The organism is Oceanobacillus sp. FSL K6-3682 (genome assembly GCF_037976165.1).
Classification (GTDB): Bacteria; Bacillota; Bacilli; order Bacillales; family Amphibacillaceae; genus Oceanobacillus; species Oceanobacillus sojae.
Genome location: NZ_CP150263.1, coordinates 637,652 through 664,285, shown reverse-complemented (window position 1 = coordinate 664,285; position 26,634 = coordinate 637,652). Strand labels below are relative to the sequence as shown.

Sequence of the window (26,634 nt, the reverse complement as noted above, 5' to 3'; positions counted from 1 at the left end):
AAATTAAATGCCTCTCACCAAACAAAACTTCTTTCTTTGTACGTAATCTTACTTTCTATCATTTATTCTCCACGAGCTTTATTTGCTGTTTCAATTGCTCTATTCAATTGTTCCATCGCTGCACTATAGGCTTTATCTACATCTTCGCCATTAAATACGGTTTCCAATGCAATTTCAATAATTTTTCGTTCTTCTGGTATCATATCCATCAGAGCACCTTGTGTCGCATAGGATGGTTTCGTTGCCTGAAGCTGTTCTACCGTAACCTTTAATTGCGGATTTTCTTCATGCATTTCTACTACTAAATCTTCCTCATAAGCAGCCGGGTTAATAGCAAAATACCCTGTGTCTGTATGCCATTGCGCCTGAATTTCTGGAGATTGCAGATACTTCATGAAATCCCATGCTGCATTTTGCTCTGCTTCCTCCTTGCCGGCACTCATCCAAAGACTTGCTCCGCCAATGACAACGCCCTCCCACTCTGTGTTTTCCGGATGTGGTAAAAACGCTACACCAACCTCAAATGGTGCATTATCAATTAAATCGCGGGAATTTGCAGAGGATTGCAGGAACATAGATACATCTTCTGCCAGAAAACCGGCCAGCATATTATCGCCATTAATACCATAGTTCGCAAATGTTCCGTCTTCATTCATCCGCTCAACCCATTCAAAAATAGATTTGCCCTGTTCCTCTGTAAAACCAATTTCTGTAGCTGTTCCTGAACGTCCATTATTTTCATTCAATAATAATGCCCCTTGGCTTGCCAGTAATTGTTCAAATAACCAGCCATACGCCTGAAGCGCAAAGCCTTTCATATCAGGATTTGACTCAACAATAGCCTTACTTGCTTCTTCCACCTCTTCATATGTTTGCGGTGGACTCTCTGGATCTAACCCAGCTTCTTCAAAAGCATCTTTATTAAAGAACATTACTGGTGTAGATGAATTAAATGGCATCGAATAGAATTGGTTATCTATCTTATAATAATTAACAATATTCTCTTCTAAATGCCCCATATCATAGCCATCCTCATCAATAAATTTCTGAATCGGTTCAATATGACCACTGTTTACCATCGACATCGTACCTATTTCGAAGACCTGAATCATTGTCGGCGCGCTGTCTGTCCCTGCAACGCTGTGAAACTTTGTCAGTGCTTCATCATACGTTCCTTGAAATTCAGCACGTACCTCAACTTCGTCCTGGGATTCGTTATAAGAAGCAACAATCCTGTCTAAAGCTTCTTGTGATGCACCGCTCATAGCATGCCAGAATGTAACGATCTGCTTGCCGTCTTCCGTTTTCGTTTCTTGATCGGATCCCTCTGCATTTTTGGAACCACATGCAGCCATAAACATCGTCAAACTAAGGATTACAAAAAATAAAATTCTCTTCAAAAAAATCGACTCCTTTATTAAATTCATCTATTTTAATGCTCCTTCTGTTAAACCACGCTGGAGCTTTTTTTGACCTGAAAATAAAAGAATCAGAGTTGGAATAATAACGATGACAGCCCCTGCCATAATCATCCCCCAATCATTCATCTGTTCTTGCGATTGTAATTGCCTTAGACCGATTTGTACGGTTCTCACACTATCATTAGTCGTGGCTAACAATGGCCATAAATACATATTCCAGGAGGTTAAGAAACCATATACTCCCAGTGTTATCAAGCTTGTTTTCGCTACCGGCAGGACAACTGTTAAATAAAACTTCACCTCTCCCATTCCGGCAATCTGACTAGCTTCACGCAGTTCCTTGGGAATCTGTTTGAAATTCTGCCGTAATAAGAATGTTCCAAAAGCCATTGCAAAGAACGGAACCGTCAGTCCGGTATATTGATCAATCCAGCCAAGGTCGCGAATTGTATGGAAGTTTGGAATAATCGAAGCCTCAAACGGTACCATCATGGTTGCAATAAAAAGATAGAACAGGAAGTCCCGGCCTTTAAATTCTAAAAAGACAAAAGCATAGGCTGCCAAGCTGGATAAAACCAGCTGACCAATCATGATAATAATTGAAACAAATAAGCTGTTTATTACATAATGCATCAGCGAGAACTGTTCAAATGCCCGACGATAATTATCAAGTGAAAAAGCAGAGGGAAAGCTCCCTGTCATAATATCCTGATTCGTCATAAAGCTCATCACCACTGCCATCAGCGTCGGCATAAAAACAAGAAGAGCTGCCGTACTTAATAAAAAATAGGTCACGATTTTTCGTCCTAAAGGAATTCTCACTGGTAATGAACCTTCCTTTCTCCTAGTTTAAATTGAATAATCGTCATAATCAGGATAATAATGAACAGAATAATCGCCTGCGCACTGGCAGAACCAAATTGATAATTTGTAAAAGCCTCCCGATAAATAGAGTAAACAATAAAATTCGTTGCATTTTGCGGACCGCCCTGTGTTAAAATATCCACCTGACCAAACGTTTGAAAAGCATTAATAATCGTTACCGTTACAACAAAAAACAAGGTAGGCGAAAGCATTGGAATGGTAATTCTTCTTAATTTATAAAAATACCCGGCACCGTCCACATCTGCACTTTCATATAGATATTTATCCATTGACTGCAATCCTCCCAGCAATATCAAAAAGGTAAAGCCAATATTCATCCATATCGTTGTCACAGATATTGCAATCAATGCCCAGGAAGGATCTGTCAGCCAGCTGATTTTCTCCAATCTAAATGTATCCAGAATAATATTTAAAAAGCCGATTGTCGGATGAAATAAGTACAGCCAAAATACAGATGCCGCTGCTACAGAGATTCCCATTCCAGAGGAAAATATCGTCCGAAAAAAACCAATTCCTCTCAGCTTCTCATTCGCAATAATTGCCAAAAACAGACTGACAACAATGGTCAACGGAACAGTATAAAGCACAAACAGAAATGTAGACTTTATACTTTGCTGGAAAATACTTGATTGAAACAGTGTTACAAAATTATCCCATCCAATAAATACGGTTGGGGCCCCGCTCGCGTCTGTTAGAAAGAAGCTCAAATAAATAGTTCGAAGTAACGGATAGAATAAAAATACAGAGAAGAGCACGATAGACGGTAAGAGAAAAAGCATACCCTTGATAAATTGCTTGTAGCGATGTTTCCGTTTCGTCTGCTCAAATAAAATATAATCCTCTTGTGATAATGTAGCAGCTGCCTCCGTCATATAGCCTGAACCTCCTCCTGACTATTGAAGCTGGCCGGGCGGACTAATTGTTTCGTTTGTGCATCAAAGAAGCTGAGGTGCTCCTCAGATATATAGACCTTTAGCTGATGACCTGCCATAATATCCCACTGACCTGGCCATTTCGCCGTCCATAATTCCCCATCAACATCAAAAGCAAGAGTTGTCTCATTTCCTAATTGCTCTACATTGACCACTTCCAGAGAATGTGTTGCTTCATGATGCGTTGTCGGCTGAATATGCTCCGGTCTGATTCCAACTACAATATCCTTATGCTCCTTCAAAGCCTCCTGGAGTATCGGTCCTACGGGGAATGACAATGTATTATTTATAAGAAAACAGGATGTGTTCTTTACCTCTGCTTTGCCAATATTCATTTTAGGAGAGCCAATAAAGGACGCTACAAATAGATTTGCCGGCTCATTATAGAGCGTGATAGGCTTCCCGACTTGTTGAATTTCCCCATCATTCAAGACCATAATCCGATCCCCCATAGTCATTGCCTCTACTTGGTCATGCGTTACATAAATAAGTGTTAATCCCAGCTGCTTTTGCAGCCTTCTAATCTCTACACGCATCTGCGCACGTAATTTTGCATCTAAATTGGATAACGGCTCATCCATCAAGCAAAGCGGTGCTTCACTTACAACAGCTCTCGCTAACGCAACACGTTGACGCTGTCCGCCTGAAAGCTGGCGCGGCTTTCGATCTAAAAAGTCTGATAGTCCCATCATTTCAGCTGTTTCTTTCAGTCTTTTTTTCTGCTCTTTTTTGGAAACCTTTTTTGCCTGTAAACCAAACAGGATATTCTGTTCCACTGATAAATGCGGATACAGCGCATAATTTTGAAATACCATCGAAAGATTTCTGTCTTTAGGCGGCAGATGATTGACTATCTTTTGATTCATTTTTAAGATACCATCTGTCACATTCTCCAGTCCCGCAATCATCCGCAGTAATGTACTTTTTCCTGATCCGGAAGGGCCAACTAAGACAAAGAATTCACCCTTCTCTATGGTGAAGTTAATTTTCTCCAATATGTTCTTCCCTGCATGATAAGACTTTGTAATATCTGTTAACTCGATATAGCTCATTCTCTTCCTCCCTTCATTCAAATTCATTAAAGCATAAATTTTTTGTAAAACTGAGAAATTTACCAAATCCACACCGATACTTCGTCTACCATTCAAATAACTTACAATAACTTAATAAAATTCACATTTATTAAAAATCGAAAGGAGAAAAATCATTTTTGTATAAATGGAAAATAAAAATAGAGATTTTCAGGGGAGCATTTATCTCTGCCCTGAAAATCTCTATTCCAATAAATTATTTGTCTATTTTAATGTTGTTTTTAACTTCTTAAACCGTTCATCCAGCATTTCATGAGCATTAGTTTCCTGTGTTTGAGAAGCCTTCGCCGCATAACTGGCAAAATTAAGCCCTGCTCCGAATATCTGTAAAGCACCATCCCCAAGATTTCCATTTTTCAAATCCTCTATACCGTCTCTAAGGAAATTATTGCTTTCATCTAAATGACAGTCAAAGACCTCTTTCTTACCTTCACTGGAAAGCTTTAAGTTTTCTAGTATTTTATTTGTTGTTTCCTCTGATATACCAGCGTCAACGTCCATTAACATATCATTAATTGGTTCCACAAGCTTTGCATAAATGCTGTCGTACTCCTGACAATATTGCTTAATTTGTTCTCTGCGTTCTTTTGCTTCCATTATTGTACCTCTTTTCTTTTTTTGCAGAATCAAAATATGATGTAGCTGCAATTTCCAGCAATTACGTCCTGATGAATATGAATACCTTCGTGCTGCAGCACACTGTTTCACAACAGAATAATAGAGAAATACTCTTCCCTATTTTAACATATTGATTACCAATATGCTTAAATGCCATACGGATAAGCTATATTGTAAACCTTACACTAAATAATATTCAAAATACCCCGAATTTCATAACAAACATCCAAAAAAAGCAAATAACCGCTACTTCCAACGCAGGATAATAGTCCAATTCTTTATTTTTTCTCAATTTCACTTTGACTTTGCTCGTTTAATTCGATAAGCTAACTATAGTAAAAGACGGATAGGAGAAAAGACTATAATGAAAAAAACAGCTTTTAGAATTAGTGGACTATTATTTTTATTGATTGCTACTTTAGGATTGGCAGCTTGTGGATCTGAAGAAACAGTTACCCTTAAAGGGGATCAAATGGGAATGAGCATGGAAGTTACACTCGATGCTAAAGATGATGAAGTAACACATCAAACTGTCAAAACAGACATACCTTATACTACTATGATGCTTGAATCAAAAGAAGAAGCTGAAAAGATGGATGAAGAAATTCGTGCAGAACTCGAGCCATTTGAAGATATAGAAGGCATCAAAATAAAGATTGAATATGGAGAAGATCAACTTACACAAACTATTTCTGTTGACTTGACAACTGTTGATATGGAGGAGCTAAACAGCGTCCCTGGTGCTAGCCTTCCAGCAATTGAAGATGATGAGTATATCAGCTTAGAAGAAACTGTTAAAGAATTAGAAGATGCAGGACTGGAAGTAGTAGAAGAATAATATAATTGAACCGTGCCTAGTGGCACGGTTTTATTTTGCTTTCAATCTATTTTCTGTACTCCAATAAAAAATATTTTATATTTTTCTTCCAATAATGCTCTAACACCATCCTTCTATTACCTACAGAAAGCTCTTTTGACTTTCCAGTTTTAATCCGATACGATTAGCTTAATTACATAAGAACAGGAGAAGCGAAAATGGGAAATAAAAAAACCTTCAAAATGACTGGATTTGTTCTCTTGCTTATTTCCTTTATAACTTTAGCTGCATGCGGATCAAATCAAGAAACAGTAACGTATAAATTAGAGGAAGGGGCTAACTCTATTGAAGTAACTTTGGTTACCAAGGATGAAGAAATCGTTGAGCAGTCTAGTATGAGCAAAACCTCTTATGAAAGTATCAGGGGCATAGAAACAAAAGAAGATGCAGAAGCTCTAATTATCCCTACCGCAGAACCTTTACAAGGAATTGACGGTTTGGAATATAACCTCGATTTTCAGGATAATCATTTTATTGAAACGATTAAAATTGATTTCTCTACCGTAGACACATCCGAGCTGTCGGGACTTAATGAGCTTTTGGAAAATGAAGAAGGTAATTTAAATTTGGAAGATGCCATAGAATCCTTGGAAGAACAGGGCTTTAAAAAGATAGAAGAATAAACTTTAAAGCAGAATGCATCGATACGTCTCCATGCACTCTGCTTTTTTGCTCATCTATATTTTTCCTGTTACAAAAAAATCACTTTTGCCATGGACTGTTAAATTATTGAAAATACCCTTTATTACTTCATCCGTTAATGGCACCTCGCGCAAGAATTGCAGATTATCAAAATGGCAGGATTTTTCTGCATCATGGGGATTGATAATATAGATGGTATATTCATCATCTGTAAAACGAAGCATTCCCAATACATCATCCGTATGGAAAAGAACAAAATCACCATATTTTAATGTGTTATTCTGTTTTCTTTCAGCTATCCATTTTTGGCAATGCTTAAAAATATCTGTATCCATATCCTCCCAAGGGAAGAATTTGCGATTATCTGGATCCTGTTCTCCTGTGAGACCAGCTTCGTCTCCATAATAAATACAAGGAATCCCCGGGGCAATTAATAAAAAGCTCAATGCAAGCTTCAGTCTTTCCTTATCTTCTCCCAGAAATGTATAAATTCGTTTCGTATCATGTGTACCAATATTATTTAGATTATTAAAAAGAACATCCTTTGGATAATTTTCATGAAGCTGCGTCAGCCTTTGGCAAAGCTCCTGTGGAGACTTTTCCAATTGCAGCAGGTCTAACACTATATTCCGAAATGGATAATTCATCACGCCATGCAGATGATTTCCTAAAATATACTGTCGCCGCTTTTCATAGGCAATTTTATTCGAAGCGTCCTCCCAGACTTCGCCGATAAGTACTTTTTCCGGATATTGGTCCAGCTTATGACGAATACCTGAAATAAATTCATCCGGAAGCTCATCCGCAACATCCAAACGCCATCCATCTACACCCAGCTTACTCCATTTATCAATGACACTGTTGTCATCCTGGTAAATATAATTTTGAAATTCTTTGTTTGACTTATCTACTTCCGGGAGATCATCAATTCCCCACCAGGATGCATACTTATCAGGATATTCACTGAAGCTGAACCATGGATAATACGGACTGTCCAGATTCCGGTATGCTCCCTTGTCTTCTCCATAAGTACCGTCATAGTTGAAATAGATACTGTTTCTTCCAACATGGCTGAATACACCATCTAAAATAACATGGATACCTTCTTCATGAAGATCTTCCATGATTTCCCGGAATAACGCTTCATCACCGAGCATCGGATCCACCTTCATATAATCCGCTGTATCATAGCGATGATTACTTGCTGCCTGAAAAATCGGATTCAGATAAATTGCATTGATACCTAAATCCTTCAGATACGGTATCTTCTGTCTGATTCCTTCTAAATTCCCGCCATAAAAATCCCAGCGCAGAATTTCACCCTTAGACCCGCGTACATACATCGGAGTATCACGCGTATCACCATAGATAAAACTGTTCCGCTTCGGTTTATTTACCTTCCCGTCTTGATTTCCGTTATAAAAACGGTCCGGGAAAATCTGATAAAATACAGCTTCTCGATACCAATCCGGCGTCTGTTCTTCCTTTTCAAAACAGGTTAATTGGTAGGGGATAACCTCGTGCTGTTCCTGGTATAGCCGGCCCTCTCCCTTGACAGCTGACACTCCCCAATATGCCGTTAATTCTCCGCCATGATCATCCTTCCACTTCACAGAAAAATAATAAAAATACAGACCCTTTCCTTCATGAGGTGTGTAGATACAGGAGAACCGATTGTCTCCTGTATCCTTCATCTGATATTTTTCTTCGTCTTGACTTCCATTTTCTTTTCGAATAATAAATTGTGCTTCTATCACTTGATTTTCATGGATATCCATCTGAAACGTAACCTTTTCTTCGGGCTGTACAGCTCCAAATGGATTTTTATAATCACTTATCCACGAATTATAATAAACATGCGGCATAATACTATCCTTTCTCAGTAACAAATGAATCTTTCGGTTCTATTTTCCAAATATCCTCAGCATAACGGCGCACTGTCTCATCGGACGAAAATCTGCCTCCATTAGCAATATTGATTAAGCTCATTTTCTGCCAGAAGGTCTGATCTCCATAAGCTTTATCAATTTCCTCCTGTGCCTTTACATAGGAATCAAAATCACGCAGTAAGAAATATTCATCATTATACTTAATGAGTGAATCAAAAATTTCCCGTCCTTCATAAACGATATTTGGTATGGTTCCATCAATAAATGCATTTAAAACACGGCGGATAATTGGATTTTCATCATACAGCTGATGCGCAGAATACTCCTGATTCTCATAATATTCATAGACCTCTTTCTCTGTGAGACCGAAGATATAAATATTATCATCACCGACTGCATCTCTGATTTCTACATTGGCACCATCCAGCGTAGCAAGTGTAATAGCGCCATTCAGCATCAGCTTCATATTACTTGTGCCGGAAGCTTCTTTAGATGCAAGAGAAATTTGTTCACTGACATCTGCTGCCGGGATAATCTTCTCCGCTAGGCTGACATTGTAATTTGGTAAGAAAACAATCTTAATACGATCTTTGATATCAGAATCATTATTAATTAAATTAGCTGCTTCGTTAATACACTTAATGATTACTTTTGCATAATGATAGCTTGGTGCTGCCTTTGCTCCAAAAATAAATACACGCTTTTGCATATCTAAATCCGGATTTTCTTTTATATCCTGATAAAGCTTGATAATATGCAATAGATTTAACAGCTGGCGTTTATATGCATGCAGTCTTTTAATTTGCACATCAAAAATAGCATCAGCAGAAACTTCAATTTCCGTTGTTTCCAAAATATAATCAGCAAGCACCTGTTTGTTTATTTTCTTTGCTTCAGCTAATTTTTCTAAAACGGCTTGATCCGATTGATAGTTCATCAGCAACTTTAGATCTCCAGAATCCTTTCTCCATGTCTTTCCAATCGTCTCATCTAATACGTTTGACATTGGTTCATTCACAATCTGTGACCATCTGCGCTGCGCAATTCCATTCGTCTTATTATTAAAACGGTCTGGATAAATAATATAAAAATCATGCAAAACAACAGATTTTAATAAATCCGAGTGCAATTTTGCCACACCATTAGTGCTATGACTGCCAATAATAGACAAATGCGCCATATGAACCTGTCCATTACGAATAATCCGGGTGCGCTCTACCAAATCATGCGGATGCAGCTCCCGCATCGTCTGTACATAACGTGCATCAATCTCTTCAATAATTTGATACATACGCGGCAATGTGCGCTGCATTAAATCAATCGACCATTTTTCCAATGCTTCCGCCATAATCGTATGATTTGTATAACTCATCACTTTCCCTGTAATATCCCAGGCCTGCTCCCAGGATAAATCTTCTTCATCAACCAAGATACGCATCATTTCCGGCACACATAGTGCAGGATGGGTATCATTAATATGAATAGAGATATATTCGCTGAGATTAGAAATTGGCTTTTGAACCCGTTTCTTATAGTGGCGAATTATACTCTGGATTCCTGCTGATACAAAGAAATATTCCTGTGTAAGACGGATTAAACGCCCATGTTCATTGGAATCATCCGGATAAAGAACAGCTGTTAAATCCTCCAACTCTCTTCGTCCCTGGATACTTTGGTATTTATCCTCTTCGGAATCAGGAATTTCCACAGACCATAGCCGCAGTGTATTCACCACATTATTCTCATAGCCCACCATTCCTGTATCATAAGGAACTGCCCGAAGAATTCGTTCATTCTCGTATACCGGTTTTAATTTTCCTTCTATTGTTTCTGCTAAGTACACACGCCCGCCGACGCGAACATCGACAGCTTTACTTTCTCTACGTATCTCCCATATATTCCCGCTTTGCAGCCACTCATCCGGAAGCTCGACCTGATAGCCGTCCACGAAACGCTGCTTAAAAAGTCCGTAATCATAGCGTATTCCATTCCCATTTCCCGGAAGACCACAAGAAGCAATCGAATCCATAAAACAGGATGCTAATCGTCCAAGACCACCGTTTCCTAAAGCCATATCCTTTTCCACTTCTGCCAGGCTGTCTAATTCAATACCGAGATCTGTTAAAGCTTCTCTCGCTGTATCCAGCAATCCCAAGTTCAATAGATTACTTTTCAACATCCGGCCAGGTAAAAATTCAATTGAAAAATAGTATACCTGCTTTTTATGTTTATCCACATAATACTTCCATGTATCTCTCCAAGCATCCGAGTAACGTGCTTTTACCAACGCTCCCAATGCATAGAAAATTTCCTGCTTGCTTGCATCCTCCAGCTCCATTGCATAGTTCTCTCTCAGCCTCTGCTTCAATTCTTCTTTGAAAACTTCCTTATCTAAAGCCATGTATTAAGCCTCTTTTCTGCATATCTAAGTTCAGCTGCAAGCATTTCTTTTAAGAAATCAAAATTCAAACCAGCATTTCACTTTTTTCTTAAAAAAGCTGCTTATTCCACTTAAACTAATGCTGTTATGTGTTCATCCTAATCTATAAGAAGGTGTTCAAAAAGCTCAAGATATAATACACACTGAACTTTTTGAATACACTCTATCCATATATTTCTTGGTAAAGCGAGTAATACTGCCCACTGGATGTTTCCCAGCTGAAATCCTGTGACATTGCTCTATGCATAAGGTTTTTCCATACATCCTGCTCGTCCTGATAAACATGCACTGCTTTTTTCAATGCTTCCATCATGTAGTATGGTGTAAATAAGGAAAAACCAAACCCTGTGCCTGTTTTTTCAACAGGATTATATGGTTCTACTGTATCCTTGAGTCCACCTATTTCATGGACTACCGGCAGGGTTCCATAACGCATAGAAATCAGCTGTGATAATCCACATGGTTCAAATTTAGATGGCATCAGAAACATATCAGATCCGGCATAAATCTTTTGCGCAAGTGTCACATCAAATGTAATATTTACTGCACACTTATTCGGGTACCATTCCGAAATTAATCGAAAATGATGTTCAAATGACGGATCTCCTGTTCCCAGCAGAACAAACTGAACATCATATTGCAATAGATTCTCTAATTCTTCCAGAACAAGATGAAAGCCTTTCTGATGTGTCAGACGGCTGACAACTGCAATTAGCGGAACATCTTCCCGTACAGGCAGCTCCATTAATTCCTGCAATTCTTTCTTGCAATCTTTTTTGCCTTGTAAGCTGGTTAAAGAATAGTTAGATTTCAACGCCGGATCTGTTTCCGGATTATTAATCTCATAATCTATTCCATTCACAATGCCGGACAGTTTTCCTTGCTCCTGCCTGAGAATTCCCTCTAAGCCATTACCGAATTCAGAGGTTTGGATTTCTCTTGCATAGGAATGGCTGACAGTATTCACCTTATCTGCATACACAATACCTGATTTCAAAAAGTTAATGTCATTTTCAAAACGAATTGTTCCATCATGATACTTTCTGTCACCGACTCCAAACAAATCAGATAGCACTTCCGGGTTGTATCGCCCCTGAAATTCTATATTATGAATCGTCAACACTGTTCGAATAGATTGATATGCTTCCACCCAGTGATATTTTTCTTTCAGGAGAAATGGTACCATGGCTGTATGGAAGTCATTTACATGGATAATATCAGGAATATAATCGACTGCTTCCATCATCTCAATCAGTGCAAGCTGAAAGAAAGCAAAGCGTTCTCCATCATCATAAAAACCATATAAATCATCCCGGTTAAAATAATACAGGTTATCAATAAAATAATAGGTGACATTGTCCATGTCTAAACGTTCAATACCACAATATTGATTTCTCCAGCCTACATCTATGGATAAAGAGCCTACATGCTCACAGCGTTCTCTGAATGCTGCCGGCATCTTTTTGTGAAGTGGCAGCACAACTGCCACTTCTATATCTTTCTTTGCTAATTCCTTTGGTAGCGCACCAATTACATCTCCGAGACCGCCTGTTTTGAAAAACGGTGCACATTCCGCACTAGCAAATAATAATTTCATATATATTTTTCCCCCTATCTCTCTATATCGCTGACTGCTACTCCATTTGCGAGGATATCATTGGTTACATGCTGATATTTTTCAATAACAACCGGATTTTCTCTCGTTCCGATTATCTGTACCCCCGGGTCCACTACCACTTCTTTATCCAGAATGGCATTTTGGACCCTGGCGCCAGCACATATTTTTGCACTCGGCATAATGATAGAGTCGATGACTTCCGTTCCTTTATCCAACACTGTTCCACGGGATATGGAGGATCCTTCTACCTTACCTTCAATAATGCATCCTGTTGCAAACTGGCTGTTATTTACTTCTGATGAGTCTGAATAATATGTTGGAACTTCATTTTTTAATTTGGTATATATTTTTTGATTAGAGTAGAGAAGAGAACTGAATTTTTGTTGGTTAAGCATATCAAGCGATGCATTATAGTACGAGTTGATGTCAAAGATATTACTTAGATAACCCGTGTGTTCATAAGTTGAGCTTTTTACAGTATGAATTTTTTTGCGAAGAAAATCTTGGATGTCGGCCGGAGTTCCCTCCTGTTGGCCTTCTTTCAATTGCCGGATCAGCCAATTTGTCTGAACAATATAAATATCCATGCAGAGATTCTCCTGATCTGCAGTCTGCAAATGCTCCATATACGGACGCACTTCGGTAATCTGACCATTTTCAGTCAAGGATAATACTGCATCTGTCTGGCATATTTTTTCAGATTCAACTTTTTTATAAACAACTGTCATTTCATTGTTTTGCTGCTGGTGAATTTTTAAAACGGCACGCAGGTCAATATTACAAATCATTTTACTGCTCATATAAACGGTATACTCTGATTTAGATTTTTCCAGATAATCAATCAGTGGACGGTAATAGCTTTGATTATGTGCTTTTAATTTCAAGAAGTCCTGGTAAAGATGAATAAAGAAACGGTTATGCACGCCATCTAAATTCCATTCTTTTCCCCCGCCGATATGATCGAATACAGATTGTGTTTCACCTTCATTAAAAATCATATAAACTGTATTTATATTTGCATTAACAATACTGGAAAGCGGGAAATCAATCAGTCTGTATTTACAAGCAAATGGTAATGTTGCTAACGGTCTCTCATTGGTTAAAGGAAGTAAAGCGTTATAGCGTTGAATATTCCCTAAAACAGCACAAATTTTATTAGTCCTCATCCATCGTCACTCCAATCACTTCAGAATAACCTACTACTCCTATATCTTCCGTTCCATCGATTACTGTATTATCTCCGACAACTGCATCTTCTCCGATAATTGCCCGGTGAATACTTACATTTCTGCCAATACTTGCTCCCGGCATAATAAAGCTGTCTGTAATTTGCGATCCTTCTTTTACCTGCACATCATTTGATAGAATACTATTTTTAATACTTCCTGCAACATAGCACCCATCAACAATTAAAGAATCTGTCACGGACGCAGTGTCTGTTAAAAAGTTTGGAGGTGAAATTGTATTTCTAGAATATACGCGCCATGATTTATCCCGGATATTAAGATTCATCTCAGGATTAATAAATTCCATATTTGCTTCCCACAGGGAGTCAATTGTTCCAACGTCCTTCCAATAACCATCAAAGCGGTAAACAAATACGTTCTCACCACTTTCCAAGTAAGAAGGAATAACATGCTTTCCAAAATCCAGCATGTGATCGTCTTTGGAATAACTGCTTAATAGAACTTCTCTTAATCTGCTCCAATCAAAAATATAGATTCCCATTGATGCGAGGTTACTTTTTGGATTCTCGGGTTTTTCTTCAAACTCAATAATACGGTCGTTTTCATCTGTGTTCATGATTCCAAAACGGGAAGCTTCTTTTTCAGGGACTTCCAGTACTGCAACAGTTAATGAAGCCTCATTCGCTTTATGCGTTTCCAGCATCTCTTCATAATCCATCTTATAAATATGATCTCCAGATAACACAAGCAGATATTCAGGATTCATCTCATCGATATAAGCAATATTCTGATAAATAGCATGAGCTGTACCTTCAAACCATTTACCGCCCTCTGAACCGGCGTAAGGCTGAAGAATTGTCACACCGGAATTAATTCCATCAAGTCCCCAGCTTGTCCCATTATCTACGTGGTTATTTAATGCCAACGGCTGGTACTGTGTCACAACACCTACATTTTTTATCCCAGAATTAGCGCAATTACTTAGAGTGAAATCAATTATACGATACCTTCCTCCAAACGGAACAGCAGGTTTAGCAATATTTTTTGTTAATTTCCCCAATCGTGACCCTTTTCCTCCTGCAAGAATCATTGCTAGCATCTCATTTTTCATATACGCGGTGAAAGCAGCCTTTCACCTGTCCCCCTTTCAACTACTTTTCTAAATTTGTTGTAAAAAATGAAGCATGTAACTCAGCTTATATATATTGGAAAATCACTTAGCCGCTGGTGGTTTTCTTGATACTTTAATACTCTCAGGACGCAGAATTAACGCTCCCAGCGCGGGTACAACAGTTTTTATGCGGTAAGGGTACTCCTTAAAAGGAACGTCCTCTGTCAATTGATCAGGGTTATGCTCTTCCCATGTACCGCCAAATTCTTTCATTTCCGTATTCCATATTTCTTTGTAGCTTCCTTGATAGGGAACGCCGATATGAAAATCCTGACGCTCTACAGGGGTCATATTTAAAACAATAATCAGAAAATCTTTTTTCTTCTTACTTTTCCGAATAAAACTAAGCACAGAATCGTTATGATTATCTGCATCGATAATTGAAATTGTATCGTAGCTCTCTTCCAGCTCCCAAAGTGCCGGCTGTTCTTTATAGAATTGGTTCAGACTGGAAGTAAAATACTGCATATTTTTGTTGAAAGCATCATTTAAATCCTGCCATTCCAATCCTTCATCATACTTCCACTCTAAAAATTGTCCCCATTCACTTCCCATAAATAAGAGTTTTTTTCCAGGATGGGTCATCATATACGTATACATATTACGTAATTGAGCAAATTGTTTATATCTATCTCCCCACATTTTATGCATCAGACTCTTCTTTCCATGAACAACCTCGTCATGAGAAAGCGGCAGAATATAGTTTTCCTGCATCATATACATAAAGGAAAAGGTGATTAAGTTAAAATGGTCCTTTCTAAAGGCAGGATCCATCTTATAAAATTTAAGCACATCGTTCATCCAGCCCATATTCCATTTATAATCAAAGCCGAGTGCTCCCGTCTCAATTAACCCTGTAACTTGCGTATCAGATGAACTTTCCTCCGCAACCATAATAACTTCCGGATGCGCAAGTTTAACAACTGCGTTGAGCTTTTGCAGGAAATAATACCCTTCGAAGTTTCTATTTCCACCTTCATGATTTGTCTTCCATGGTCCATCATCATAATCTAAATAAAGCATACTGGAAACTGCATCAACACGAATCCCGTCAATATGGTACATTTCCAGCCAAAATAGCGCACTTGAAATAAGGAATGACTGTACCTCCGGCCTGCCTAAATCAAAATTGATAGAGCCCCAGCGGACATTCGCTGCCCGGTCCGGGTCCTGATATTCAAATTGAGGGGTGCCGTCATACTTAGCAAGAGCATCATCATTGACACAGAAATGACCAGGTACCCAATCCACAAAAACGCCTATATTATTCCGATGGCACTCCTCTACAAAATCCTGAAACTCCTCAGGTTTACCATAATAAGAGCTTAAAGCAAAGTAGCCTATCAGCTGGTATCCCCATGATGCACCTAATGGATGCTCCATTAATGGCATGAATTCAATATGGGTATACCCCATTTCTTTTGCATAAGGAATTAATTCTTCCTTTAAATCTGCAAAAGAATAAGGGGTGCCATCTTCATGATGCTTCCAGGAGCTGGCATGTACCTCATAGATATTTATGGGCCGTCTAAAGAAATTAGAACGCTTCTTTCTGCCATACCATAAGCCGTCCTTCCATTTTTTCTGCGGAACATGATGAATGACAGCAGCATTGTCCGGACGTTTCTCAAAAACAAAGGCAAATGGATCAATTTTATAAACCTCTCTGCCATCTTCCTGGCGCACCTTATATTTATATAAATCATTTTCTGCAGGCTTTGTAGTGAATACCTCCCAATAACCATATTCTTCATTTTTCTGCATCGGCAAGGACTCATCCCAATTATTAAATGTTCCTACCAGCCATATCTGTTGTGCGTTAGGAGCCCAGACACGGAAAACAAAGCCTGTCTCCCCGTCCCGCTCTTCCTGGTGATAACCGAAAACATGCTGACTATAAAAATTTTCGCCAGTGTGAAACCTTTTTATTGCATCTTCTGTTTCCAATTCCAAACACTCATTTGTATGCATTTCTTCACCCCGCCACTCATTAAAGCTTATTCTTGAGGAGACTTTCAGCTGGTTACATTGGTTACTTCCGAAATAGCTGCTGAAAAAGCTTTTATTTTTTCCTCTGCAGCCTCTTCACTTCCTGCTTTCACACCGATATAGAACTTGATTTTAGGCTCTGTCCCGGAAGGCCGTGCCGCTATCCAGCTCTCATCCTCCAAAAAGTATTTCAATACATCTGAAGCCGGTGTGTTCAATGAGGTTACTGAACCATCAGCGTGTACTTTTTCCTGTGTTTTATAATCTTCTGTACTGACAACCTTTATTCCTCCGAAAGATTCCGGAGATTCTTCCCGTAGCTGCCTCATTAAAGAAGCTATTTTCGCTGATCCTTCTAAACCGCTCATTGTAATAGAAATTGTTTTTTCCTGATAGCAGCCATACTCAGCAAAGATTTCCTGCAATGCATCGTATAAGTTTTCATCTTTCTGCTTGTAGTAGGTAGCAACTTCAGCAATCAATACAAGCGCCTGAATGGCATCTTTATCCCTGACAAATGGTTTTACCAGATAGCCGTAGCTCTCTTCGAACCCAAACATAAATGTCTGCGATCCATCCTCCTGATATTGCTGAATTTTTTCAGCGATAAATTTAAAGCCTGTAAGCACATTGACCATTTTAGTTTGATATTTTTCAGCAATTGCTGTAGAGAGCTCACTCGAAACAATCGATTTTAATACCACAGCATTTTCCGGAAGTGTATTTGCCTCTTTCCGTGCTTTCAAAATATAATCCAGCATCAGCGCTCCAATTTGGTTACCGCTTAACACTTTATACGTTTCGTCCGGAAGCTTAACAGCGACACCCAGACGGTCGGCATCCGGATCGGTTGCCACCAGCAAATCTGCACCTTCTTTTTCACCTAAAGAAATAGCATATTCGAACGCTGAATGCTCCTCCGGATTAGGTGATTTGACAGTAGTAAAGTCAGGATCAGCGACACTTTGTTCAGGAACAAGCGAAAACCCTTTAAATCCAGCTTGCTCTAATGCTTTTTCTCCAAGCATTTTCCCTGCGCCATGCAGCGGTGTAAAGACAAGCTTTAAATCCTTCCCTTCTCTTGATACCAATTCTCTGTCAATTGTTACCGTATCTACTTCCTGCAAATAAGCATTATCCACCTCTTTACCAATTATTTTCAGAAGGCCTTTCTCTTTTGCCTCTTCTTCAGATAACACTTCTATTTGCAGAGGATTCTCTACAGAGCGGACATATTCTGTTAGCGCATCTGCATCTTTTGGAGGCATTTGTCCTCCGCTTTCCCCATAGATTTTATAACCATTATAATTTGCAGGATTATGTGATGCAGTAATCATAATTCCAGTAAATGTATTTAAATGCCTTACAGCAAAGGATAATTCAGGAGTTGGGCGCAGTGATTCAAATACATAGGACGGAATTCCATGACGCGCAAGTGTCCTTGCGGCTTCCAGAGCAAATTCAGGAGATTTATGTCTGGAATCGTAGGCAATCGCTACTCCTCTGGATTTATTCTCTTCTGTCTGACTTTCCATAAATCGGGCCAGACCTTCTGTCGCCTGTCTCACCGTATAAATGTTCATTCGATTAATTCCCGGGCCTAATATTCCACGCATGCCGGCAGTACCAAATTCTAAGGGATGTGAGAAAGCATCTTCTAATTCTGTTTCATTTTTTAAGAGACTTTCTAACTCTGTTTTGAGCTCTCTATCAAGAGCTTCTTCATTCTTCCATTGTTCATAGGTGCTTTGATATGACATAAACATTCCCCCTTCAACATTAAAAACAATGCACTTCTCTCACTGCTATTTAGAAATAGCTTTATATTTTCCAGAAAATACTAGAAATTGGTACAAAAAAACATCGCTTTCCCCCATTATTATATATTGTTAATATATGGAATGGTTCTATGTTATACATGATAACATGACTGCGATGTTTACGTTTTGTTTAAAAATATTCCCTTGAAATATATTCTATTTTGCTCTCCGGCCGGTGTTTAAACTTTCTAAAAGAATCCAGTTTAAATAACAAAATATTCTAAAATCTGAAGATATAGACAAATTTCCTGCCTAGCCAGATAGTACTCATTTCTATATAACAGCAAGAAGGTTATTTGAGTTCATTATACTATAAATCCTTACAGATTTATACATTGAATTTAAGAAAAAGAGATTAATTTCATAATTTATTCATATCAATTTCAATTAGCTTATTTTAAAATGGTTTACTATTTAAATAGAATGCAGATAATCTCCATTATTATTTCATTAAATCTTCTCTAATGAATGTTATGATGAAAATAAATAACAGAAAGAAAGGAGATTAACATATTGTTATCTTCTCTAGCAAAGACAGCCGATATATTAAACGATAATAATATAGTCTGGGGACTTGGCGGCTCATTAATGCTTCATATGCACGGAATAATAGATAATCCAAATGATATTGATCTCTTAGTTTCGGAAAATCATGCTACTCTTGCCGGCAAAGTGCTGGATAATCTGGGGGAAAGAAAAGAAGCTGTTCGTTCTGCACCTTTTAAAACAGCGTTCTTTGCTAAGTATACGATAGGAAATACTTCTGTTGATTTAATGGGCGGTTTTTCTATCATACATGAGGAAGGAATTTATAAACTTGAGTTTGAGAAAAATAATATTGTAGATAGCACAAGCTTTAATGGGAAAACCATATACTTGTCATCCTTAGAAGACTGGTATGTACTATATAGTTTAATGCCAAACAGAAAAGAAAAGGTCGATCTCATTGAACAGCACTTTAATGAAAAAAGAATTGCCCATCCTGATTTGCTAATGAAAGCATTGAAACAACCTTTACCGGGACCAGTGAAAAATAAAATACATTATTATCTATCGTTATAAGATAGTTAAAAATTTAAATAAAAGAAACCTGCATTCTCTGTGCGAAATACAGAAAATACAGGTTTCTTCTTTTACTGTGCCAACGCTTGTGATTGTGCGGAGGTAGCTTTTTTGCCGTGCAAAACAGTGTATAATCCTGCTGTTGCCAGAACAACGATACCTAACACGATATAAAGCGTGCTGTACCCAATGACTGGTGCAATAAACCCAAGCAAATATGGTCCAAAGCCCAATCCTCCGTCTAAGAAGATAAAGAAGGTGGATGTTGCCAGCCCCATACGATGCGGCGGTGTCAGTTTGACTGCAATAGCCTGTGTACAGGATTGCATATTACCAAAGCCAAGCCCAATTAATACACCCGCCAGTAATAGTGTAAATCCGCTATGTGCAGAGCCTAGTACAATCATACCGATTGTAAACAGAACAAATGCAGGATACATAACAATGTTTGATCCTTTTAAATCTATTAAACGCCCGGTAAATGGACGTGAAAGTAATACAGCAATGGAATAAACAAGGAAAAATACACTTGCTGTACTTACAAGATCCAGTTCTATCGCATAGGAATTAAGGAAGGATAGCACACTGGAATAGCAAAGCGCTAAAATAAGTGTGATGATTGCAATCGGCACAGCTCTTGGCTCTACAAATTGAGCAATAAAATGCCCTTCTTCCTCTTTTTCTATCGCTTTTTCCTCCTCTGTTTCCTTAATAACTGGTATTCTCACAAAAAAGACTGTTAAGAAACTGATAACACCTATTGTTAAGCAAAGACCAAATATTCCTTGCATACTGGTGTGCTGGCTCATATATAAACCTACGAACGGTCCTAAAGCAGTGGACAGGGTGGCACTCATACTGTAGTAGCCAATCCCCTCTCCCTTCCGTTCAGCCGGAATGATTTGAGCTACAATAGTACCAGTCGCTGTGCTTGCAAAACCAAGCCCAATACCATGGATAAACCGGTTAAGAAGTAAAAAGCCGATACCAAAATTAAAGAAATATAAAGCAGTAGCCAAAATAAATATAATAACCCCGATAAACAATGTTGTTTTCTGACCAAATTTTTCAATATAACGGCCAATAAAAAGACGCCCAATCAGTGCGCCGACAATAAATATACCAACCACTAATCCAGACTCACTTGCGGATGCATTAAATTCCTCTGCTGCGTAAACTCCCATCACAACAACAAGAAGATAAAAAACAAGTGTCAATAAAAAATTAACTGCAGACACAATAATAAAATCTTTTGTCCATAACTTCGATTTGTTACTCACTACAAAACCCTTCTTTACTTTATATATTATCTTGAATCTTCATTAAAAATTGAAAAGCAGTCTGCTGCTCTTCTTCCGATAGCCCCTTAGAAATATGATGCTCCAAAGCTGTAATCTCTTCTCTGCATATTTGATAAATCCGTTTTCCTTCAGTAGTCAATTCCATGATTTTCTCTCTCCGATTGGCACTCGGCACTTCGTCAATCAAACCCAGCTCCTGTAATCGGTGAACACGTCTTGTAATACTTGGCTTTTCTACTTGGTAATAATTAGAGATATCAACCAGTGTGGAGGTTCCTTCATCTTTTAAGTACACAATAACCTGCCATAATGAATAAGAGAGCTGATATTTTTCCAGCAGCTCGTTCAGACTTTTCATTAACGGCCGGTAAATTCTTATATATTGCCGGAATAAGCCTTCCATTTACTTCCCTCCGAAAAATAATTAACTAGGGTAACTATTAACCTAGGTAACTATACAACTTATTTTTTTGTTTGTCAAGACCTTCTTTTTATGTAAACGCACACATTGAAAACACCTATTTTCTTCTTCTTTACAGATGCCTATGATAGCATAAGGTAAGAAAGAGAATAATTTCTTCTTTTAAAGAATAAAGGAGGGTTTCCTATTGAGTGCTAAAGCTTATTGGTTAACAAATGCTACACTGGAAACAGGATATCAGCTGCAGCATGGAGTAATTTCCGGTACACAGACAGATACATTTCATATCCAGATTGAGAATGGGAAAATAAAAGAAATTTTACCAGCTAAAGTATCAATTACATCTGATCTGCCTAAATATGATGCAAAGCAATATCTGATGCTCCCATCATTCAGGGATATGCATATCCATCTGGATAAAACCTATTATGGCGGGAAGTGGAAGGCTCCCACTATTCCTGAAAATGGTATTTGGACAAGGCTGCAGGAGGAGGAGAAGCTGATCCCGGAATTACAGTCTCAAGCTGCTGACAGAGCAAAGAAATTAATAGATTTACTTCTATCTGCGGGCACAACACATATTCGTTCTCACTGTAATGTCGGGCCAATCGAAGGACTGCATAATTTAGAAACCCTTCTGTGCGCCTCAGAGGACTATCAAGATAAAGCTTTTGTAGAAATTGTCGCTTTCCCGCAACAAGGCATGCTCAGAAGCAATGCAGCCAGCTTGATCCGGGACGCATTACGAAACGGTGCCGGTTATGTAGGAGGCGTTGATCCTGCCAGCATTGACGGTGATGTAGAAAAATCCTTACAAACAGTTATGGAACTTGCTGTAGAAGGAAACGCGAAAATTGATATTCATCTGCATGAAGCTGGACAATTAGGTATTTTTACAATGAAACGATTAGCGGCGCTGACAGAGGAGGCCGGCTGGCAGGGACGAGTAACACTCAGTCACGCATTTGCACTGGCCGATATTCACGGAAATGAACTTGATGAAATGGCAGAAATCCTTGCACAGCAAGGCATCTCTATTGCTTCTTCTGTTTCATTATCAAAAACGATTCCTATCCCTTTCTTACATCAAAAAGGTGTCGAGGTGTTCTTAGGTGATGATAGTATTATCGATCATTGGTCGCCATTTGGGAAAGGTGACAGCTTAGAAAAGACGGGTCTGCTTGCAGAACGTTTTGGCTTAAGCGATGAACGCTCTCTTGGACAAACCCTTCAATATATTACTGGCGGTATTACACCTCTTGGCAAAGACGGTGATCAGTTGTGGCCGAAACCAGGAGATGCTGCAAACTTTGTTTTGGCAGATGCAAGCTGCTCTGCAGAAGCCGTAGCCAGAAGAGCACAAAGAAAATCAGTGTTTTATCAAGGAAAGCAGGTTACAGGGAATTTGCACCCATAAAAAACTTATCATGGGAGGAAATGAATCGAATGCAAACAAGCCAATGGATAAAAAATGTAAAAATAGAAAAAAACTATAAAGAAGAAGATGGATATATTACTGGAACAGAAACAGAATTAACCCATCTTCTCATAAAGAACGGGAAAATTGAGCAGTTTATTTCTGCTGATCAAGTAATTACCGACAATATCCCGCAAATAAACGCAAAAGGGCTATTGGCTCTCCCTTCTTTCACCGAAAAGCATTGCCATTTAGATAAAACTTTATTAGGTGATGAATGGCGGCCTGTGATTCCAACCAAAAATATTTTCGAACGTTTCGAAGTAGAGAAAAAAGTACTGCCTACATTGGCAACAACAACTCGGGAAAGAGCGGAAAAATTGCTGAATATTTATTCTCACGCCGGTGTAACAAAAGTCCGGACACATGTCGATCTGTATCCAGAAGTAGGATTGAAGAACTTGGAAGAGGTAAAAAAAGCTCTGCACAGCTTTGAAAACAGGCTGGCTTCAGAAATAGTCGCTTTTCCACAGCATGGATTACTGCGTTCCGATTCTAAGCATCTTGTAAAAGAAGCTCTCAGGCAAGGAGCCGGCTATGTCGGTGGTGTTGACCCCGCAAATGTAGACGGAGATATTGAAGCTTCCTTGCAAACAATGATTGAACTGGCTGTGGAAGCAGGGGCCGGCATTGACTTACATTTACATGATGCAGATCATTTAGGAACCTTTACCATGAAACGATTGGCAGAGTTGACCATGGAAGCTGGATTACAAGGAAAAGTATTCATCAGCCATGCATTCGGCCTTGGTGATGTTTCTCTGAATCAGGCAGAGGAGTTAGCAGAGATTCTTGCTGATGCCGGTGTCGGCATTATCAGCAGTGTTCCAAACAACCGAAAGTTTCCTCCGCTCGAACTGTTAAAAAATAAAGGAGTTGAGACAGCAGTCGGCTGTGACAATATCTTTGATGTCTGGTCTCCTTTTGGAAATGGAGATATTTTAGAACGTTTAGGCCAGTTAGCAGAAATATACCGTTGGGTTGATCAGCCTTCACTGACTCAGTCATTAGGCTACATTGCCGGTGGAATAACAACATTAACGGAAGATGGAAAGAAATCCTGGCCAAAAGTCGGTGATGAAGCAAATATTGTATTTATTAAGGCTTCCTGTTCAGCAGAAGCTGTTGCACGACGTTCCGAGCGTGTAGCAACGATGTTTAAGGGAAATATTGCTGCTGGTGAATTGTGATCATGGAACTGGATAAATAACATTTTAAAAGAGACATAACATCAAAGGGGGGGTGGGTATCTCTCCTAATGTAATGTCTCTTTTTTAAATACCTTTTCTAAAACTCTTGATGTAAAAACTGCTTTGGCGGCATTCCAATATACTTTTTGAATACCTGACTGAAGTATTTATATTCACTAAAGCCTACCTCTTCTGCTACCTCATAAACTAAAACCTTATCATTTTGAAGCAATTCAACAGCTTTCAGCAGCCTGTATCTATTTAAAAAATCATTTAGACTATAGTTTGTTTCACTTTTAAATTTGGCGCTTAAAAATACATTTGAAACCCCTAAATTATCACATAAATCTTTAAAGTTTATCTTAGTTGCATAATTTTTTTTAATAAAATCAATTGTGTCTATCACATAACTTGAGGTTTCAGCAACATTAAGATTAATATTCAGCAGTTCTTTATATAATAATGAATTAACTTTATAATTATCCTTCGCTTTTTTCTCCTCAATTTTAAAAATAAGATTTTTAATTACCTCTCCCAGTTCCTCCATATCTACCGGTTTTAATAAATAATCATGGACACCCAGTCTGATTGCCTGCTTCGCATAATTAAATTCATCATAACCAGTCAATATAATAGCTTCAAATTTATTATTTTCTACTGTTTCCTTCAACATTTCTATACCATCTTTAAAAGGCATTCTTATATCGGTTATGACTATATCTGGTTTTAATTTATCTATCATTTCCTTTCCTATTTCTCCATTATCTGCACATCCCACTACTACACAATTTAATTGTAACCAGTTCATTTTATATTGGAGACCCTTTTGAATAATAGGTTCATCTTCAACTAACAATACCCTATTCAAAATTATTCACCCCTTTTAATGGAATGTCTAAAGAAAATACACTGCCTTTATTGTAGGAGCTTTCAATTTTTAGTCCATAATTTTCTCCATACAGCAGTCGAAGTATACTCTGAGTACTTTTCAAACCAATTTGCCTGACTTCTTCTACATCTTCGGCTTTATCATAAATTTTCTTTTTTAGATTTTCTAATTCCATTTCTTTGATACCTAAGCCATTATCAATCACATTTATAACTAGATGATCACTTAACTTCTGGGCAGTTAATGATATTTTCAAACTGTTTTTATAATCGATATTATGTTTTATCGCATTCTCTATTAAAGGCTGTAAAATAAGCTTGGGAATAGGTATGTCTAATAAATCGTCATGAATATTAATCTCAAACTCTAATCTATTTCCATAACGCAGCTTTTGTATTTCACAATAATTTATAAGATATTCTAGATCTACCTTTAACGGGACTAACGTATTCCCGAAATTTGTATTATATCTCATAAGCTTGGCTATTTTAACAACAATATCCGATGCATTCTCAGGATTTAATGTAATTTCATATTTAATCATTTCCAATGCGTTATATAAAAAATGCGGATTAAACTTAGCTTCTAAATGTTTAATTTCCAATATCCTTTTCTTTTCGGTTATTTCTTCATTTTTTTGAATGAGATCTCTTATTTTCTCTATTTTGCTTGTATACTCCTTATAAATCACATTTAACTCGACTACCTCAGTTGATTTATTAAATATATCTTTATGATTTCCGTTAGAAATAATAGTGATTAAGGCATTCAATGGCTGTAAAGTCTTTTTAAATATTTTAGGTATAATCACTCTGGCTATCAAAAAGATAATAAAGCTGCTAATTAACATGGTTGCCATACCAAATATCAAGATATTTCTATATACATTGATAATAGATAAGGTGATGATATTTAGCTGATTATTCATTGCAGGCTGTTTATTCATATAGAAGTAATTTTCATCTATTTTTACCAGTCTTTGATTATTATCCACAAAGAATTTGCCGAGCGAATCAATATGATAATTGTTCGTTTTAGCAATAACATTATCGTATTGGTCTGTTATATAAACCAGTTGATTATCAACACTGCTATCAATAAAATCATCTATGAAAAAGATAATATAGCCTATATTCTCACTGCCGTTTGATATAGCAGTTGAAAAATAATAGGAATAGCTTCTTGATTCGCCGAAAATCCGGTTATGAATCGTCTGCTCCTTATAATGTATTTGATTTAATTCATTCGCCAGTAATCTAAGAAATACATGACCGGAAAGAATTTCTTCATCATCCTGATGAAAGCTTGTTGACACGATTTCTTCATTACCATTTATCAAAACAAAATTCGATGAGATATTTCGGCTGTTTTTAAATTCATATAACAATTTATTCACATGCGAATCTACCTCGTTGTTTTCCAGCGCTTTAACAATCTTCTTATTTAACGACAGTTCTTTAATACCTTCCCTATATCCTTCAAATTCCTCTATTAATTCATTCTTTAACGCTTTTCCTGCTTCTCTGTTAACCTTCATAACCGAATAATTAAAGACAACATACAGCGAGATTAAAAATACGAATAATAATAAGAGAATAATAATCACTGTATATTTTAAAAATGTTTTTTTCAAATAGTCCTTTATCGATTTACTCTGTTTCATGGTTAATAACTCCTGCTAATCATGATTAGATATAAAGATTGCTCCAATAAT

At 37.8% G+C, this 26,634-nt stretch carries 21 protein-coding genes; 5 read left to right on the top strand and 16 right to left on the bottom strand.

Annotated features, from left to right (window positions below):
* Positions 1 to 62 precede the first annotated feature (62 nt).
* The 5 genes from MHH51_RS03435 to MHH51_RS03415 all read right to left on the bottom strand — a co-directional run bounded on the left by MHH51_RS03435 (position 63) and on the right by MHH51_RS03415 (position 4,926).
* Complete coding sequence (locus MHH51_RS03435; protein WP_339284495.1) at positions 63 to 1,427, bottom strand: ABC transporter substrate-binding protein; 1,365 nt, start codon at positions 1,425 to 1,427, stop codon at positions 63 to 65.
* Positions 1,428 to 2,243 carry a carbohydrate ABC transporter permease gene (locus tag MHH51_RS03430; RefSeq protein ID WP_339284493.1) on the bottom strand — a complete coding sequence of 272 codons (816 nt, stop codon included), beginning with the start codon at positions 2,241 to 2,243 and terminating at the stop codon, positions 1,428 to 1,430.
* Positions 2,240 to 3,178 carry a sugar ABC transporter permease gene (locus tag MHH51_RS03425; protein WP_147209294.1) on the bottom strand — a complete coding sequence of 313 codons (939 nt, stop codon included), beginning with the start codon at positions 3,176 to 3,178 and terminating at the stop codon, positions 2,240 to 2,242. The genes MHH51_RS03430 and MHH51_RS03425 overlap by 4 nt, the downstream gene beginning before the upstream one ends.
* A complete protein-coding gene (locus tag MHH51_RS03420; RefSeq protein ID WP_147209293.1) occupies positions 3,175 to 4,290 on the bottom strand; it encodes an ABC transporter ATP-binding protein in 1,116 nt (371 codons plus the stop codon). The genes MHH51_RS03425 and MHH51_RS03420 overlap by 4 nt, the downstream gene beginning before the upstream one ends.
* A gap of 243 nt (positions 4,291 to 4,533) precedes the next feature.
* Positions 4,534 to 4,926 (bottom strand): hypothetical protein, encoded by a 393-nt coding sequence (locus MHH51_RS03415; RefSeq protein ID WP_147209291.1) that lies wholly within the window; start codon positions 4,924 to 4,926, stop codon positions 4,534 to 4,536.
* A 385-nt stretch (positions 4,927 to 5,311) separates the two neighbouring features.
* Between MHH51_RS03415 and MHH51_RS03410 the strand changes: the two genes are divergently transcribed.
* A complete protein-coding gene (locus MHH51_RS03410) occupies positions 5,312 to 5,785 on the top strand; it encodes a DUF1307 domain-containing protein (protein ID WP_339284489.1) in 474 nt (157 codons plus the stop codon).
* 197 nt (positions 5,786 to 5,982) lie between these two features.
* Positions 5,983 to 6,447: a DUF1307 domain-containing protein gene (locus MHH51_RS03405; RefSeq protein WP_147209288.1), complete on the top strand. Its 465-nt coding sequence runs from the start codon at positions 5,983 to 5,985 to the stop codon at positions 6,445 to 6,447.
* Positions 6,448 to 6,501: 54 nt separating this feature from the next.
* On the opposite strand, the gene MHH51_RS03400 is transcribed toward MHH51_RS03405, so the two are convergent.
* The 7 genes from MHH51_RS03400 to MHH51_RS03370 all read right to left on the bottom strand — a co-directional run bounded on the left by MHH51_RS03400 (position 6,502) and on the right by MHH51_RS03370 (position 18,520).
* On the bottom strand, positions 6,502 to 8,331 hold the full coding sequence (locus MHH51_RS03400; RefSeq protein WP_339284487.1) for a glycoside hydrolase family 13 protein: 1,830 nt from the start codon (positions 8,329 to 8,331) through the stop codon (positions 6,502 to 6,504).
* Positions 8,332 to 8,335: 4 nt separating this feature from the next.
* The gene (locus MHH51_RS03395; protein WP_339284486.1) at positions 8,336 to 10,756 is read right to left on the bottom strand and encodes a glycogen/starch/alpha-glucan phosphorylase; all 2,421 of its coding nucleotides are present in this window, start codon (positions 10,754 to 10,756) and stop codon (positions 8,336 to 8,338) included.
* Between the two features lie 202 nt (positions 10,757 to 10,958).
* A complete protein-coding gene (glgA, locus tag MHH51_RS03390; protein ID WP_147209282.1) occupies positions 10,959 to 12,392 on the bottom strand; it encodes a glycogen synthase GlgA in 1,434 nt (477 codons plus the stop codon).
* A 14-nt stretch (positions 12,393 to 12,406) separates the two neighbouring features.
* Positions 12,407 to 13,579, bottom strand: a complete 1,173-nt coding sequence (glgD, locus tag MHH51_RS03385) for a glucose-1-phosphate adenylyltransferase subunit GlgD (RefSeq protein ID WP_147209280.1) — start codon at positions 13,577 to 13,579, stop codon at positions 12,407 to 12,409.
* Complete coding sequence (locus MHH51_RS03380; protein ID WP_147209278.1) at positions 13,569 to 14,711, bottom strand: glucose-1-phosphate adenylyltransferase; 1,143 nt, start codon at positions 14,709 to 14,711, stop codon at positions 13,569 to 13,571. Before MHH51_RS03380 ends, glgD begins: the two co-directional genes overlap by 11 nt.
* 102 nt (positions 14,712 to 14,813) lie before the next feature.
* Positions 14,814 to 16,742, bottom strand: a complete 1,929-nt coding sequence (glgB, locus tag MHH51_RS03375) for a 1,4-alpha-glucan branching protein GlgB (protein ID WP_339284483.1) — start codon at positions 16,740 to 16,742, stop codon at positions 14,814 to 14,816.
* 44 nt (positions 16,743 to 16,786) lie between these two features.
* Positions 16,787 to 18,520: a phospho-sugar mutase gene (locus tag MHH51_RS03370; RefSeq protein WP_339284482.1), complete on the bottom strand. Its 1,734-nt coding sequence runs from the start codon at positions 18,518 to 18,520 to the stop codon at positions 16,787 to 16,789.
* Between the two features lie 573 nt (positions 18,521 to 19,093).
* Here MHH51_RS03370 and MHH51_RS03365 point away from each other — a divergent pair.
* Positions 19,094 to 19,642 (top strand): hypothetical protein, encoded by a 549-nt coding sequence (locus tag MHH51_RS03365; RefSeq protein WP_147209272.1) that lies wholly within the window; start codon positions 19,094 to 19,096, stop codon positions 19,640 to 19,642.
* A gap of 71 nt (positions 19,643 to 19,713) precedes the next feature.
* On the opposite strand, the gene MHH51_RS03360 is transcribed toward MHH51_RS03365, so the two are convergent.
* Both MHH51_RS03360 and MHH51_RS03355 read right to left on the bottom strand, forming a co-directional pair.
* Entirely contained in the window at positions 19,714 to 20,922 is a 1,209-nt protein-coding gene (locus MHH51_RS03360; protein WP_339284480.1) for an MFS transporter, read from the bottom strand.
* 19 nt (positions 20,923 to 20,941) lie between these two features.
* Positions 20,942 to 21,346, bottom strand: a complete 405-nt coding sequence (locus tag MHH51_RS03355) for a MarR family transcriptional regulator (RefSeq protein WP_147209268.1) — start codon at positions 21,344 to 21,346, stop codon at positions 20,942 to 20,944.
* Between the two features lie 205 nt (positions 21,347 to 21,551).
* Between MHH51_RS03355 and MHH51_RS03350 the strand changes: the two genes are divergently transcribed.
* Together MHH51_RS03350 and MHH51_RS03345 are read left to right on the top strand one after the other, a co-directional pair.
* Positions 21,552 to 22,781: an amidohydrolase gene (locus MHH51_RS03350; RefSeq protein ID WP_339284478.1), complete on the top strand. Its 1,230-nt coding sequence runs from the start codon at positions 21,552 to 21,554 to the stop codon at positions 22,779 to 22,781.
* Positions 22,782 to 22,810: 29 nt separating this feature from the next.
* Positions 22,811 to 24,031 carry an amidohydrolase gene (locus tag MHH51_RS03345; protein WP_339284476.1) on the top strand — a complete coding sequence of 407 codons (1,221 nt, stop codon included), beginning with the start codon at positions 22,811 to 22,813 and terminating at the stop codon, positions 24,029 to 24,031.
* Between the two features lie 97 nt (positions 24,032 to 24,128).
* Here MHH51_RS03345 and MHH51_RS03340 read toward each other — a convergent pair whose 3' ends face one another.
* Both MHH51_RS03340 and MHH51_RS03335 read right to left on the bottom strand, forming a co-directional pair.
* Complete coding sequence (locus tag MHH51_RS03340; protein ID WP_339286244.1) at positions 24,129 to 24,887, bottom strand: response regulator; 759 nt, start codon at positions 24,885 to 24,887, stop codon at positions 24,129 to 24,131.
* Between the two features lie 4 nt (positions 24,888 to 24,891).
* Positions 24,892 to 26,583 (bottom strand): histidine kinase, encoded by a 1,692-nt coding sequence (locus MHH51_RS03335; protein ID WP_339284474.1) that lies wholly within the window; start codon positions 26,581 to 26,583, stop codon positions 24,892 to 24,894.
* Positions 26,584 to 26,634 lie beyond the last annotated feature (51 nt).

Coding starts and splice junctions, on each gene's coding strand:
- MHH51_RS03405 (WP_147209288.1), top strand. CDS start 5,983: ATGGGAAATAAAAAAACCTTCAAAATGACTGGATTTGTTCTCTTGCTT.
- MHH51_RS03410 (WP_339284489.1), top strand. CDS start 5,312: ATGAAAAAAACAGCTTTTAGAATTAGTGGACTATTATTTTTATTGATT.
- MHH51_RS03400 (WP_339284487.1), bottom strand. CDS start 8,331: ATGCCGCATGTTTATTATAATTCGTGGATAAGTGATTATAAAAATCCA.
- MHH51_RS03345 (WP_339284476.1), top strand. CDS start 22,811: ATGCAAACAAGCCAATGGATAAAAAATGTAAAAATAGAAAAAAACTAT.
- MHH51_RS03435 (WP_339284495.1), bottom strand. CDS start 1,427: ATGAATTTAATAAAGGAGTCGATTTTTTTGAAGAGAATTTTATTTTTT.
- glgB (WP_339284483.1), bottom strand. CDS start 16,742: ATGCATACAAATGAGTGTTTGGAATTGGAAACAGAAGATGCAATAAAA.
- MHH51_RS03395 (WP_339284486.1), bottom strand. CDS start 10,756: ATGGCTTTAGATAAGGAAGTTTTCAAAGAAGAATTGAAGCAGAGGCTG.
- MHH51_RS03415 (WP_147209291.1), bottom strand. CDS start 4,926: ATGGAAGCAAAAGAACGCAGAGAACAAATTAAGCAATATTGTCAGGAG.
- MHH51_RS03335 (WP_339284474.1), bottom strand. CDS start 26,583: ATGAAACAGAGTAAATCGATAAAGGACTATTTGAAAAAAACATTTTTA.
- MHH51_RS03380 (WP_147209278.1), bottom strand. CDS start 14,711: ATGAAAAATGAGATGCTAGCAATGATTCTTGCAGGAGGAAAAGGGTCA.
- MHH51_RS03425 (WP_147209294.1), bottom strand. CDS start 3,178: ATGACGGAGGCAGCTGCTACATTATCACAAGAGGATTATATTTTATTT.
- MHH51_RS03420 (WP_147209293.1), bottom strand. CDS start 4,290: ATGAGCTATATCGAGTTAACAGATATTACAAAGTCTTATCATGCAGGG.
- MHH51_RS03370 (WP_339284482.1), bottom strand. CDS start 18,520: ATGTCATATCAAAGCACCTATGAACAATGGAAGAATGAAGAAGCTCTT.
- glgA (WP_147209282.1), bottom strand. CDS start 12,392: ATGAAATTATTATTTGCTAGTGCGGAATGTGCACCGTTTTTCAAAACA.
- glgD (WP_147209280.1), bottom strand. CDS start 13,579: ATGAGGACTAATAAAATTTGTGCTGTTTTAGGGAATATTCAACGCTAT.
- MHH51_RS03355 (WP_147209268.1), bottom strand. CDS start 21,346: ATGGAAGGCTTATTCCGGCAATATATAAGAATTTACCGGCCGTTAATG.